The organism is Paenibacillus sp. FSL H8-0034 (assembly GCF_038000305.1).
In the GTDB taxonomy this organism is placed as follows: domain Bacteria; phylum Bacillota; class Bacilli; order Paenibacillales; family NBRC-103111; genus Paenibacillus_S.
The window spans coordinates 6,865,230-6,879,640 of record NZ_JBBOBS010000001.1; the positions used below are offsets into that span (position 1 = coordinate 6,865,230).

The following is a 14,411-nucleotide window of genomic DNA, read 5'->3' on the forward strand; positions in this document are numbered from 1 at the left end:
AACCTGCCAGGGCCGTTAAAACGCGCCTTCTGGCAGGCCTTCCTATCAGAAATCCTTTGAAAGCATACTCACTGTTTGAGATAACGTTGATTGGCTTCATTATATATCTTTTCAATTTCCAAAGCTCCGCTGTCGATAAGCTGCTGGGAAAACTTATCGAAATCACTAACAGGGCGAACTCCAATAATAAATTTGTCCATCTCCTGATCGACCAGCGTGTCCACCTTGGACTGCAATGTTTTCAATCGTGAAAGCTCGTCATTCGTAAATGGCGGAGCGACCACCTCGTAGACATAACCCTTTTCGGTAGTAATCATATCTTTCCATTTCACCAGCTCAGGGGCTGAGGTCTCAACCATCGGGTGTTCGTCGACATTAAGCGCAAGCTGCTCAAAACCGGTCGCCAGATCGGTTTGCATGTTGCGGAACGGGTCCTTCATTTGGGCATATTTCTGAAGCACACTGTCCAGAATAACCGGCTTGCCGTTCTCCATTTTGTAATTAACCCCTTCTACGCCATAAGCCGTGGCGCGTGTCCCTTCCTCACCATAAAACCAATCCAGGAATCGAACCAGCTCATGCGGATTTTTCGTTTTGGAGCTAATAACGATATTGTGCATCCAGTCTTTTTTATACATCCAACCCCGAGTTTGACCTCGATCGTTTTTCATCAACGGAAGCAGCTCGAAGCGAGCTTTGGGATTAATCGGCTTCAAGGCTTCATTAAAATTGACACCAAAGCTGTTATTATCGTAGTAGAACAACGACCTGCCTGAAGCCAGCTTCTCTTTCATGGCATCGGCTGTATTGACTGCGTAGTCCGGGTCCAGCAGCTTTTCCTTAAACAGCTTGCTCATGAATTCAAGAACGGGTTTAAATTCAGGATGAGCCTGACCGTATACGTATTTGCCACCCTCTATGTTCGGATCATAATAAATCCGGTTTCCTGAACCCATTGCGAAGGCTATCGGCTTCAATAAATTAAATGCATTTTCTCTTCCCGTATATGGAATGGAGTTCGGATATTTCTCTTTAAACTTTTTGAGCACCTTATACAAGTCATCAAAGGTTTTCGGAGCCTCCAGCCCTAATTCCTCCAGTAAATCGTATCGTATCATCGCACCCTGAGCCAGCTGAAGCTTCCACGCTCCCAATTTCGGAAACGAATAGATTTTGCCGTCAATATTATTTTTAGCAATTTCTTTATTTTCCTTCATGATTTTGGCCAGATTGGGCGCATCGCTCATATAGTCGCTGATCGGCAGAAAGAGTCCGTTTTTGGCCCCGTCGACATACATTTGTTTGCCATAGGCGACCTCCATAATATCTGGCAGGCTGTTGGTGGCAATGATCGTCTGCGCTTTTTGCTCAAAGTTTGTTGTGACGAGCTCCAATTGAATTTTTACATTCGTTTTCTCAAATATATAATCGAATAGCGGTGCCTGCAGGTTAATATTTGAAGAGCCTTTCAGTATTTTCACGGTTAATGGCACATCGGATGCCTTACTTCCCGCAGCAGCAGGCTTCGGTGTGCTTGTGCTTGGAACCTCCTTCACCGTTTGCTTAGACGAAGAATCCGAGCATGCCGTAACGGTCAGCATCAGTGCCATAGATGAAAGAAGTACTTTTCCTTGTTTGTTCATTCTTTCCCCTCCTCAAATGAGTAATCAACGTTAACCTTTCAACGAACCGACCATGGCGCCTTTAACAAAATATTTTTGTATAAACGGATACACTGCTAGAATCGGTAAAATGGTTACGATCACAACGGCATACTTCATGCTTAGGAGAATCGTGGTCAGATCCCTCGTTGAGTTGACCTCGCCTACATTGCCATCGACAATCATACTGCGCATGATGATCTGAACGGGCACCATTTCGTTATTACGTAAATAGATCGTAGCAGGAAAAAAGCTGTTCCAATGCCACACTGCGTAGAACATGATCATAGTAGCAAACACAGGAGCTGATAATGGAATAATGATTCTCCAAAATATCGTGATCTCATGGGCGCCATCAATAACAGCCGATTCCTGGATTTCATTCGGAATGTTCTGGAAAAACGTCCTCATGATGATCATATACCATACGTTGATCGCGGGTGGAATGACGATGGCCCACATGCTGTTCATCAGCCCCAAGCTGTCAACAACGAGATAGGTTGGAATCATACCACCATGGAACAGCATCGTAATGACAATGAATACGGTAAAAAATGACCGCCCATAAAGCCTGCTTCGAGATAAGGGATAAGCACACAGTGCGGTCGCTGCTACATTAATGAAGGTGCCTACACTAGTGTACAGCAAAGTATTGCCGTACGCCCTGATCACTTTGGGGTCCGTAAGAATGGTATAATACGCATCTAAATTAAATCCTATAGGAAACCATTTGATTTCTCCCCGCATCACGTTCATCCCATCGCTGACCGAAACAATAAACATGTAATAGAGCGGATATACAAAGGCAAAGATAGCCGCAATCAAGCTCAAATAAATAACGGCATCGAAGCAAAGGGAACCCAAGGTCATTTGTTTTTTCATGTGATTCTCCTTTCATAATGTGCTGTAACGGAGAACTATTACCATAAGCTCGTTTCGCTCACTTTCCGCGACACTTGATTTGCAGCCGTAATCAGGCAAAGTGAAATCACGGCTTGAAAAAGCTCGACGGCAGTAGCATAGCTGAAATCGTTCCCCAGTAAACCACGCCGATAAGCGAAGGTCGATATGACATCAGCTGTTTCATAGGTGGGACCCGTATACAGCAGCAATATTTTCTCGTAGCCAATGGACATCATACTGCCGAGTGTAAGCAGAAACATAATAGTCACGACTGGAGCAATTCCAGGCAGTGTAACATGACGAATCTGCTCCCATCGATTGGCACCATCCATCCGGGCCGCTTCGTATTGCTGCGGATCAATCGAGGATAAGGCTGCCAAATAAATGATCGAGCCCCATCCGACGCCCTGCCATATATCCGAGGTGATATAGATCGTTCGAAACCAATCAGCCAGCATCAGAAAAGGCCGCGGTTCGATGCCAAATTCAATTAATACGCGGTTGACCAGTCCATCGTTGGAGAAAAAATTAACCACCATACCGCATATAACGACGGTTGAAAGAAAATGCGGCAAGTAACTTACCGTTTGCGACAGCTTTTTGAACCATTTTAATTTAACCTCATTCAGTATCAGTGCCAAAATAATCGGGGTGGGGAAATAAAATAGGAGCATATACACATTGAGAACCACCGTGTTTTTTACTAATCTCCAAAAGTACGGATCGCTCAGAAATTCCCGAAAATGTCTAAGCCCTACCCATTCACTGTGAAACACACCTTTTACAAAATTATAGTCCTGAAAGCCGATCAGCAGCCCGAACATGGGGCCATACTTAAACAAAATAAAATAAAGGATCGGCAACGATAGCATAACGTACAAATATTTGCTCTCGGCAATTCTTTTTCTTCGTTCCGTTTTAATCGCAGCGACTACTTTCCTTGTCCCCGCTATGCTCCTTACTGCCATGGTCATACTCCTCTCCAGCCTGTTAGCCACCCTCAGGTTCAACTCGATTCAACTCAGAAAGCGGTTGCAATACGTTGTGATTCGATTGCTGCTGTAACGATTATCAGTATAGCATCCATACCAAAGTGTGATAACATCCATTATGGCAGGTGAGGTTCCATTTTTTCTCCACAGTCCGCTTTGTTTCATTTTTCTATCTTGTTTCATTTTGAAACTGTAGTTGAATGCAAAAAGCTATTCGGCAGCGCCTCTCAGCACTACGGAATAGCTTGTTTGTTATGCTTATTCTGTTTCATTTGGTGCTGATGCCCAGAGTTATGCCTGGACTTGCTGCGACTCACTTCTGATCAGCCATATTTCCCCTATATTCAATCGCTTGGTGCCCTGGGTACGCAGGAAGGTCAGCTTCAGCTCGCCATTGCTCACCACTTCGCGCGGAATATGAGCCTCACGAATCGTTACCGCTGACCCGTTCACCAGAAGGCTTTCTTCGACCACATAAGTATCGTTAGCCGTTAGCTTCACCTGAACCGCCTTATGCGCTTCTACACCAATCTCACCGACATAAGCAACCTTCACTATGTAATCTGTCGATGGGTCCAGATGATCATATCGAACGATGATCGGAGTATCGAGCATAACATTAATATGATTAATCCAGGCAAGTGGAATACCGCCGCTTTCCTTCTCCTTTGCTTCTGTAATAGCCCCTGAAAGCAAATAAACAGCATGGGCCGTTCTCGGCGAATACAGGTAACCCGGATCCTTTTCCCACCCTTGTCCAGGGTCAATACGACGATTGCTGCGGTACGAGCCCAAATTATCGTAAAAGCCACCGGGTCCCGGATTGATCCGATTCAGAGCTTCATCGATCATCGTCAGCCGTTTCGTCTCATCCTGCTCCTCCTGGATCAAGGCGCACCTGATGCGCAGCCAACGGGCATCGTTCAAGGGAGCATTGATCGCATCCATGAACGCTCCACGATCCTGAGCTATCGCATAATGCCTTGTCACGGTCAACTGGTATCCAATATTGGCAAACAACTGATCGGCCAGTTCCTCGCACCGTCTGCGGTAATCCTGAGCCACCGGCTCTGTCTGAGCCCTTGATAAAATCTGTTCAACCTGCTGCACAGCAGCCAATGCTCCTGTGCGTTTTGCTTCTCGTAGTGCTTCCTTGGCCCTGTATTCCAGATCGGTTTCATAGAAAAGCCGCCGCTTCGTATAGGCGTCAAAGTAAGCGCGCAGCAGCCCCATCTGAAAGCGGTAATTGTTGATTACGCGCTCAGACGCATCCCTTTCCATCTGCTGCCACTGCAGCAGCGTTATTTCCACGCCTTCGTTGGCCGCCAGAGGTCCGATCCAGTTGTCCTCCAATGCCAGCAAGCCTTGAGCCACCCCGTCGGCCAGCTCACAGCTGATAAACCATCCGGCAAAATCCCTTAACGTTTCCACTGCTGGTGTCTGTGGGTTCCAATCCTGATCGTTCCAGATAAATTTATTTACATCGTCATTAATGCCTTCGGAATAAGATAAATTGCCCACCGTATAAGAGGCTAGCTCGTTATGAATATGCTTTTGCGCCAACGGTCTAGGATTGCTGCTTTCCCTGCCTAACGTAAGCGCATAAGAGAGGTCCCAGTCGGCTACCGGATATTGGCAATGAAAATTGTGCGTGATGTCCTCATAGCGTCGAATCGGGTATTTCTGCGGAACAATTCGTCTAAGCTCCGGCAGTGCTTCGTCCACATGAGGACCGAATACAATACCGCCCAGCCAATCCGGCTCCTTGCTCAGCTGCTCGTAGAAGCCGTTCTTCCAGGCAGTTGGATCACCATTCATGACCTGAGGCGACAGCCATAGCTTAGCTTCCGGATGGTAACGGTTCAGCAATCCGGCTACTTGTTCGCACCATTTAAATAACGGCTCTGGCTCCATATCTCCCGGATCGCTGCCAGGGATGAAAATATGTTGAATATGAGGAAGGCTGCTGAATATATGCTCACGCTCGGCCAGCTCCGCCGCAATCGTAGCCGGATTGGAGAAGTCTTTGCCGAGATTCGGATACCAGATCCACGTATCCATTCCGTAGGAAGCAATGATTTCAGATAATCGGATCATCATTTCCATCGGTTCAACCTTCATCACCGGACCTATCGGATCATCATCCGTTCTTGGCGGCAAGATTTCGATGCTGTTGGCACCGAAAATAGCCAAATCCCGAATATACTGGTCGTATTGCTCTATGCTCCAGGCATCATAAGCATTGTTCTTTGGCCTGTAGCCAAGCTGATGCCCACGCAGAGGAAAGCTCGGAGCTTCATTCAGGTTGAGCTCGCGTTCCAGCTGTATAAGATGGTCTCCCCACCTTAATGAGCGCAGCAGCTTGCCTACTCCGTATAATACGCCCCGGGCATCCGCGCCAATAATGTACACCGTATGGTTGGCACCAGCCAACACCGTGCGAAGCGCGTAACCTTCCGCCTTCAGGACGGGAAGGTCCTTAGGTAGACGCTCGCCATCAATTCCTTGGATGGCATGCAATGAATCCATCGTACCGATCACTATTACTGGAGCATTCCCATCAGGAAAGCTATTCGCGCGGCTTAACCGGATTCCAGTTCGTTTCTCCAGCTCCTCGATCAGAACATCAACCGCCTTGGCTTCTGCTCCCTTGGCTTCCTTGGACGAGACCACTGTGGCCGCGACCAAATTTAATAATGCCATTTCGTATGCCTCCATTTCTTTTAGAGCGTGCTCAAAAGGATTGTTCGCACTAATAAGTGATGTACCGTCACTTCCCTTTCGAACGTGCTCTTTTAATTTTGATTGAACTAACTTATTCATTAAGTTAATTACGCTCAGTATACTTAACTCAATAGTGGATGTAAACGTTTTAATTTATTTATTCAATACCTTTTCAAAACAGAAGTAAGGCACCTTGCGAAATGGATAAGTAACTTTCCCCCGCTGACTGTAGCCTCCACGCTGATACATGCCAAGGGCTGCAGCATTCTCTGCATATACATCCAGTCGGATGCTTGTATATCCTTGTGAGGCTATGTAGGCCTCGGCGAATCGCAGCAGCTTGCCGCCTAGCCCTTTCCCTTGATGGTCGGGATGGACAGCCAGACGGTGAATACAGGCGGCTTTTCCCTCATGATCCTGCCAATCCAGCGATGCATACGCAGCACCTTGCTTGTCATCAACAACTATTGCGGCAATAATGGCTTTGCCATCTCTTACACCGAATAGGTGACCGTTCTTCAGATCACTTTTCATAATAAATACGTTAGGATAGATCCAATCCCATTGGTAATTGCCTAATTTGCGAAGATTTCGTGTAACTGACGTATACAGGCCTTTAACCGCTTTTAAATCCTCGACTTGAAGGATTGTAATTTCTGCCATTCCCACTGGTTTCACCCCTCACTTCAAATTCGGATAAGCTGACTCTCGCTTGATCTCCGCCAACCGCCGTCCTGACTGCTTTCTATACAAATAAGTCCACGCTATGGCTATACCTAGGATACCGTACATGACCAGATGCGACAGTGCCAAAAATGCTGTAACCGACAAGGAATATACCATTATTACTTTAATTACAGCCTCACCCAATAGTGCGGCGCCCCAGCCAGCAGTCATGATTCTCATCACTCTACGCGCATAGGCAAATTTCCAATTTTCCGCAAATGCCTGCTTCTGATTCTCATCATTGGAAGCAATGAAACGAAGTGCAAAGTAATAAATAATCGGCTTAGGAAACAATAGCGATACGAGAAAAATCAACCCCATAATACCGGTAACAAAAGAATCTCTTAACAAAATCAGCTGTTGATCTCCGCCCAGCAGTACCGCGCCAGCACTGAGAATAAACCCTGTTGCCATAAAGACGGCAAATACATCCAGCTTTTTGTGCTTCAAAATATGATAGAACGTATCCAGCAGCGGAATAATCGCAGCGATTGATAATGCCATCACATCGGTCATATGTCCTTCCAAAATGGTGTATACGAGTAATGGCAATCCTCCATTGATCAGTAGAGAAACTAAGATATTGCGAATTATTTTTTTACGATTCATCGCACTAGACCTCCTTAATAAAATAGATGTCTTACCTCTTAAGCGTGTTTACTTCTGGAATGCGTTGATCATAAAAAGGAATACATCCTGCATTTGAGGCACTTGCTGATCATCTGCGATCATTTGATTGACGCGCAAGCCATATGATAAAGTCACAAACATCGAGGCAAAAGCCTTCACATCCACATGTGCCGGAATCGCGCCATGCTCTTTGCCGATGGTAATCCATGCTTCTGAGAGCGCCATCGAGCTTCGGCGCAGCTCCTTTAGCATCGTCGCGATATTCGGCTTGTGCTGCTGGCTTAACAAGTAGATGAATATAGTATTGCTCGTTCCCCTTTCCGCCATCGACGATACAATAGCTTGAATCGCAGGTCGAATGTCGTTGTCTTTGGATAGCTTAACTGCTTCATGAAACTGATGATTCACATTCGTCATATAGCTTTCGAGTATTTTTCCGAATAGCTCATCCTTGCTTTTTACATAGTGGTAGATCGCGCCCTTGGACAATCCTGTACGATCCATAATCATCTGAAGCGTCGTTTGCTGGCAGCCCGTTTCTTTAATCAACTGTTCGGTTACCGATAAAATATGGGATAAGGTTTGTTGGTCCAGTTTCTGTTCCATAATAAGCTCCTTCAATCTCAGAGTGTCTTGCTGTTAAAAACATGCTACCATACCGACCGTCGGTCTGTAAATACTTTTAGAACAAAAATAGGAAAAATAGCCAGGAATGCATCGCTCGATCTGCGGCTACCTGTAAAATCCACTTGATATTTGTTGAAAAAGATCAAACTTGCTATAAGGTTTGTCAAGCTCATCGTCATTTACTTGTAAAAAGTAATATGGTATATTAATTATAGTTAATAAGCGCCATCACTTTGATAGTTCAAAGGAGTCTATAGTTATGATAAAAGTATATCCTGCCACCTCTCGTTACTCGGCCGATCATGGTTGGCTGCAAAGTAATTTCAGCTTTTCCTTTGGCGATTTCTACGACCCGCTTAATACCCAGTTCGGTCCACTCCGTGTATTTAATGATGATATTGTCCAAGGTGGACGCGGCTTTGGAGCACATCCCCACCGGGAAATGGAGATCGTCTCTGTCGTGTTGAAGGGGCAGCTCAAGCATGAAGACAGTACCGGACAATCGGCTGTGACTACCTTTGGGGAAGTGCAGAGAATGTCTGCGGGCACGGGTATTATTCATTCCGAGGTGAATCCCGGTGTTGAGGACGTTCATATTTTACAGATCTGGTTCACACCTAACGTGAACGGACTGGAGCCTTCCTATGAAACGAGCAGCTATGATATTAACGCCTTACGCAATCAATTGCTGCCAATCGTTTCTCACCAATCCGGCGAAGGCATTGCCCATATCCACCAGGATTTGACCATGTATATGTCGGAATTGGAGCCGGGGCACACACTTGAATTTAAGCAGCAGCCGGGCCGACGTATTTATGTAATGGTAATCGAGGGGAACTTGAGCCTGAACGGGGAAGCCACACTTGCCAAACGTGATGCTGCCCGAATCGAGCAAACCCCTGAGCTAACAATCCGCACGAATAGCGGTGCTACGCTGTTACTAATTGATTTGCCTTAGAAGTGCTTTTAAAATAGAAGGGAGTGAATAGAAGTATGTCCGAATTGATACACAAAACACTATTGATCAAGCATGTGACCAGCCGTATGCTGTTGGATTCAAGAGTGCAGGGCAACGCGTTTAGCCTGAGCGCCTGCGATAAGGGCTGGCAGCTTGTCGTTGAGGATGTCAATGCCGATGTCATGCAGACCATTCAAACCGAGCTGGCCGAGCTGAATCTGTTCTATTTCGAGGAAACCGAGGAGCAGCAGGGCCGTTCCATTCGTAAATGGTGGCTCTATGATACAGTGCTCCCCGAGCTTGTCACGGATGAAGCCGCTCGTCGGCTCACACTTGTCGTAAATACCCGTACGGGTTACAGCAACGAGCATGTGAGCAAATCGGACTAAGCCTAAGTCACTCTGACTTAGCATCCACAATTCCATATTATTCCAAAAAAATATGTACATCCCATCATATTAACAGAAACCAGTCGAATCACGAAAAAAGTGTTAGACTGGTTTTCTTTTATACGACTCAGTTAAATCCATATATCATTCGCCTTGCTGAGTCACGTATAATTAGACATAAGAGGTGATACTTTATGAAAGCAATTGAGGAATTAACACGTGTATTAAACTAACCGGAGCAGGTATTAGTACAGCTAGTGGACTTCCTGACTTTCGTTCTCGGGGCGGGTTATACGATAATAATTTGGATATCGAAAGCATCCTATCAGAAAATTATTTTTATTTATGAGAGCGTTTTCACACGAAAAACCCTGAATATAGTCATCCGGAACCTTATCCAAGGGCAATAATGTAATAAATCAAAAAAATGACAAAGCCCTGAACAAAGGGCTTTGTACATAATATTACTTCAAAACCAACTCAACGCGGCTGTACCCTTCTCGCGATTTTGTGACCTCAAGAATGGCAGGAAACGAAGCCTTGATCTCGGCAACGTGGGAAATGACACCGATCATCCGCCCCATACGCTGCAAATCAATAAGCGTTTCAATAGCTTTATTCAGTGATTCCTCGTCCAGCGTACCAAAGCCTTCGTCAATAAACATCATTTCTATCGATATTCCGCCTTGGTTCGCTTGAATCACATCCGTCATGCCAAGCGCCAGACAGAGCGAGGCATTGAACTTCTCGCCGCCGGATAAAGACTTGACATCACGGTTCTGTCCCGTGTAGGAGTCGAACACATCCAGCCCCAGACCGCTCGCTTTGTTATGCTTCTCCACTCGTTCGCTGCGCATCAGCTCGAACTGTCCATTGGACAAGCTGTGCAATCGCTGGTTGGCTGCATGAAGAATTTGCTCAAAAAACTCGATCAGTATGTATCGTTCAAACGACATGCGCAGCGCATTATCGCCCTTTAATACCTGATGAATATCAACGACCTCGCCATAGCTGCGCTCCGCCTCAATCAGCTTCCCGCTTGTCTGCTCGATTGTCAGCTTGAGATTACTCGCAGCTTGCCAGCAGGCCCGTGCCTCCTGATAAAGCGCCGCTGCTTGCTCAAGCTGCTGCTTTAACCCTGCCAACCGTTCAAATAACAGTTCCAGATCAGCAGGTTCCTTACCATTCAGCTCCCGCTCCAGATCAGAGATCGCCTGCTGCAGCGAAGCCATCGCGGTTTGGAACTGCTGAAGCTGCTCCTTGATCATCAGACGGCTGCTTTCTGACAGCTTGGCAGATCTGTAGGCGCCCTCATCCTCGAAACCGCTCTTCGCCAGCTCTTCCCTGAATCGGCTGGTCATCGCCTCCTTATGCTGAGCCGCCTCTTGCAATTGCAGCTCCATCTGTGCGAGCGTTGCCTGCTCCTGCGCCCATTTCATTTGCAGCTGACTGTGACGCTCCTGCACCTGCTTCCAGGCTGCTGTCATCGCTTCAACCAGCCTGGACTGCTCCTGCAGCTTCGCTCTCAAACTTGGATACGAACGAAGGTCTGGCTCAATATGGTCCAGATCCCTGACTAATGCTGCCTGCTTTAAGGAACGGTCCAAGGTGATTTTGCTCAGCTGATCATTAATAAGATGCTTGTCCATACTCAGCTGATCCAGTCGGGTATCCATCGATTCCAGGGCTGCTTTAAGCTGCTTGAGCTGCTCTGCCTGCTTACCCAAGCGATCGGTTTCTTCCTTCAGGCTTTTCCCTTCAGCGACAAGCTGCTGATAAGCTTCGTTAATATTGTCAAAATAAACACCCATTTGCGTTAGATCTGCCTGCTTATCCGAAAGACCCGCATTCGCGGCAGCGACCTGAGCTTCTGCTTTGCTGTATTCCTCTCTGGCTGCATGAAGCTGCTTTTTGGCCGCATCCAGCTGGGCTCGGGTAGGAATCGCTGTCTCTGGCTGTGCTTTATCCGGGTGCTCCGTACTCCCGCATACCGGACACGGCTTACCATCGTGAAGGTGCTCGGCCAGCAGCCCTGCCTGACCTTCAATCCATAACGCTTCCAGACGGTCATGCTGGGCCAGCTCGCTGGCCAGCTTCACCTGACCTTCCTGCTGCAGCTTGAAGCATTCCTCCAATTGTATGCGCAGCCGAAGCATTTCCTTCATCTTGCCTGCATGATCGCGAAGCTCATTCAAGCGGGTCAGCTTCATAGGAAGAGTATCGATTGCATGATCCAGTTCCTTGATCTGTGCGGTGAGCTGCTGCTTCTCTGCAGTGGCCTGAACCCAAGCCGTATCGATCGCAGCCTGCCTGGACCCAGCAGCTTTCTCCTCAGCCTCCAGCTGTGAAATCGCCGCCTGCCGTTCATGCAGCGATTTCACAACTGGCTCCATATCCTGGAGCCGCTGCAGCGCCTGCTCCGCAGCTTTACGCTCGCCATCACGTGCTTGCTCGGCATGAAGCTTCTGCTCCGATTCCCGTAAGGCGAGCGCGGCACTCTCGACGTCAGCTGATTTGTGCTTGAGCTTGCTTGTCAGCATGAGCAGCTGCTCGCTGGCTCTCAGGCTCTGCTCCTCGTAGGGCTCAAGTGCTGCAGCTTTCTCCGCCATCACCAGTCGCTGCTGATCACATTCAATATCGGGCAGACGTCCTTCCAGCTGCTCGCGTGATTTGTGCCTGTTCGCAAGCTCCGTGAAACGATCATTCAACGAAGCTGCCTTATGATAAGCTTCCGTATCCAACTGCACCTGCTGTTCGAGTCCAGCTTTGTTCGCTGCCGCCTGTTCAACAATTAACGTATAATGGCTGATTTCCGCATCCAGCCCCTGCAGCAGCTGCACAACATTATGCTTGTCCTGCTGCAATGTCAGCGAGAGTGAGCTTTCCTCGCGAACAGGCAGTGAAACGGACATTTGGCGGACCGTGAACTCCAGCTCGGCCCGCAGTCGATCAGCAGCCTCCTTGTTCTCCCGTACCAGCTGCCTGAAGCGGTCCTCCACCTTTTGGTACAGCTCCGTACGGAAGATACGACGGAGAATTTCCTCTTTATTTTCCGTGTCCGAGGTTAGCAGCTTACGAAATTCGCCCTGCGGCAGCATCACAATCTGGCTGAATTGATCCTTGGTCAGTCCGATAATTTGCTGCAGCTTCGTATTGATATCTTTTATGGTAAATCGGTCTACGCAGGGAACTGCTTGGCCACTCCCGATTTCATACAGCTCTGCAGTCGGAGGCGTTTCGTTCTTGTTGCTGCCTTTGCGATAGGCGAGCTGGCGGACAACGCGATATGAGCGGGAACCGATGGCAAAATCAAACTCCACCGTGGTCGGTGTCTGATCATCGGCAAAATGACTGCGCAGCATACGGGTTTCATAACGGTCCTCACCGCTCGCCGTATCATACAGCGCATAACAAATCGCATCGAAAATCGTCGTTTTCCCGGCTCCGGTATTACCCGAGATCACAAACAAGCGATGGTGCTCCATCCGACTGAAATCGATGGTCTCCTTTTCTTTATAAGGCCCGAGTGCCGTCATCGTTAATCGCAGCGGTCTCATTCCGACTCCTCCTCCCCTGCAGCAACATCCGCGTATACACGCTCGAATAGCAGGCGCTTCTCAGCCGAAAGTGTGTTGCCCCTAACCTGATCATAGAAAGCCGCGAACAAGACAGCTGGATCACGCTGTTTACGTTCTTGCTGCTCTTGTTCTTCGTCGACTTCAAGGTTACGCGGCCCCCGAGTCCATTTGCGCTCCACATGCATAGCATTCGGGTAGACGGCACGTACCTTTTCCATTGGAAACAGTACCGGATTTTCATTCAACAGCGTGACGAACACATAATCCTCATTGACTGGATGATGCTCGATGTCCTCTATGCTTGCCTCTACCCGCCGCAGATCACGTTTGGGAAGAAAGCTTCTTTTATCTATGGTTACCTGTCCCTGTCCGTCGAGCTCCACCATATAATAACCCTTCTGATGATACGCCTCGGATATCGAATACTTCAGCGGAGAGCCCGCATAGCGAATCTTCTCATGCCCTACATAATGAGCTTGATGAAGATGACCGAGTGCTGTGTAATGAAAGGGTGCAAAATATTCAGCATGCACATATTCAGCCCCCCCAATGGACAAAGGCCTTTCCGACTCACTCGTATTTTCCTGTTTTTCTCCATATGGGGTTACAAAGGCGTGACCTACGAACACATGACGGGCAGCAGGGTCCATCCTGGCAGTAATTTTGGCAACGATCGCTTTTGCCGCGTCATCATGCGATTTTATCGTTTCATCGGCAAGCTGATAGCGAATCTGTGCAGGATCTGCATAAGGAACAAGATGGAAGTGTACCTCTCCATGCTCATCGCGCAATATGACCGGCTTTCCCTTCAGCTGGCCAGACAGATGCAGGCCCTGCCCTTCCATCATCGTCGTTGCAAAATTAAGCCGATCCGGGCTGTCATGATTTCCTGAAATTGCCAGAACCGGCGTGTTCAATCCGATCACGATACGTTCCAGCAGCTCATCCAGCAGCTCTACTGCCTCCGTAGGAGGAACCGCACGATCATACAGGTCCCCTGCGATAATGACCGCATCCGGCCGCTCAGCCTCTACGGTATCCAGCAATTGCTGCAGCACGTATTTTTGATCATCGGTCATGTAAATGCCCTGAACCAGCTTGCCGAGATGCCAATCCGCTGTATGTATGAATTTCAAGGTGATTCCCTCCTTTTCAGCTGCGAGGATACTTCGTTACCTTCAGTCTGAAACCGTTAAGTGAATATGTCAACACAAGCTGATTTT

General features: G+C 47.7%; 12 protein-coding genes. 3 read left to right on the top strand and 9 right to left on the bottom strand.

The features are described 5' to 3' along the window. Window positions 1–68: 68 nt before the first annotated feature. From NST47_RS30720 to NST47_RS30750, 7 genes are all read right to left on the bottom strand, one after another. A complete protein-coding gene (locus tag NST47_RS30720; protein ID WP_341158532.1) occupies window positions 69–1,643 on the bottom strand; it encodes an extracellular solute-binding protein in 1,575 nt (524 codons plus the stop codon). A gap of 30 nt (window positions 1,644–1,673) precedes the next feature. Then, window positions 1,674–2,543: a carbohydrate ABC transporter permease gene (locus tag NST47_RS30725; RefSeq protein ID WP_341158533.1), complete on the bottom strand. Its 870-nt coding sequence runs from the start codon at window positions 2,541–2,543 to the stop codon at window positions 1,674–1,676. A gap of 38 nt (window positions 2,544–2,581) precedes the next feature. Further along, window positions 2,582–3,532, bottom strand: a complete 951-nt coding sequence (locus tag NST47_RS30730; protein WP_341158534.1) for an ABC transporter permease — start codon at window positions 3,530–3,532, stop codon at window positions 2,582–2,584. Between the two features lie 315 nt (window positions 3,533–3,847). Further along, the gene (locus tag NST47_RS30735) at window positions 3,848–6,259 is read right to left on the bottom strand and encodes an alpha-glucuronidase family glycosyl hydrolase (RefSeq protein ID WP_341158535.1); all 2,412 of its coding nucleotides are present in this window, start codon (window positions 6,257–6,259) and stop codon (window positions 3,848–3,850) included. Window positions 6,260–6,433: 174 nt separating this feature from the next. After that, the gene (locus tag NST47_RS30740; RefSeq protein WP_341158536.1) at window positions 6,434–6,943 is read right to left on the bottom strand and encodes a GNAT family N-acetyltransferase; all 510 of its coding nucleotides are present in this window, start codon (window positions 6,941–6,943) and stop codon (window positions 6,434–6,436) included. Between the two features lie 18 nt (window positions 6,944–6,961). Further along, complete coding sequence (locus NST47_RS30745; protein WP_341158537.1) at window positions 6,962–7,615, bottom strand: VC0807 family protein; 654 nt, start codon at window positions 7,613–7,615, stop codon at window positions 6,962–6,964. Between the two features lie 48 nt (window positions 7,616–7,663). Next, window positions 7,664–8,242: a TetR/AcrR family transcriptional regulator gene (locus tag NST47_RS30750; RefSeq protein WP_341158538.1), complete on the bottom strand. Its 579-nt coding sequence runs from the start codon at window positions 8,240–8,242 to the stop codon at window positions 7,664–7,666. A gap of 280 nt (window positions 8,243–8,522) precedes the next feature. On the opposite strand from NST47_RS30750, the gene NST47_RS30755 reads away from it, so the two are divergent. The 3 genes from NST47_RS30755 (at window position 8,523) to NST47_RS37235 (ending at window position 9,959) form a co-directional block, all read left to right on the top strand. Further along, entirely contained in the window at window positions 8,523–9,221 is a 699-nt protein-coding gene (locus tag NST47_RS30755; protein WP_341158539.1) for a pirin family protein, read from the top strand. A 35-nt stretch (window positions 9,222–9,256) separates the two neighbouring features. After that, a complete protein-coding gene (locus NST47_RS30760; protein WP_341158540.1) occupies window positions 9,257–9,610 on the top strand; it encodes a hypothetical protein in 354 nt (117 codons plus the stop codon). Between the two features lie 244 nt (window positions 9,611–9,854). Continuing rightward, entirely contained in the window at window positions 9,855–9,959 is a 105-nt protein-coding gene (locus NST47_RS37235; RefSeq protein WP_445667490.1) for a hypothetical protein, read from the top strand. Window positions 9,960–10,074: 115 nt separating this feature from the next. Here the strand turns inward: NST47_RS37235 and NST47_RS30765 are convergent, their stop codons facing one another. Together NST47_RS30765 and NST47_RS30770 are read right to left on the bottom strand one after the other, a co-directional pair. Beyond that, window positions 10,075–13,167, bottom strand: coding sequence for an SMC family ATPase (locus NST47_RS30765; protein ID WP_341158541.1), 3,093 nt, complete (start codon window positions 13,165–13,167; stop codon window positions 10,075–10,077). Next, a complete protein-coding gene (locus tag NST47_RS30770; protein WP_341158542.1) occupies window positions 13,164–14,324 on the bottom strand; it encodes an exonuclease SbcCD subunit D in 1,161 nt (386 codons plus the stop codon). Before NST47_RS30770 ends, NST47_RS30765 begins: the two co-directional genes overlap by 4 nt. Window positions 14,325–14,411: the final 87 nt, after the last annotated feature.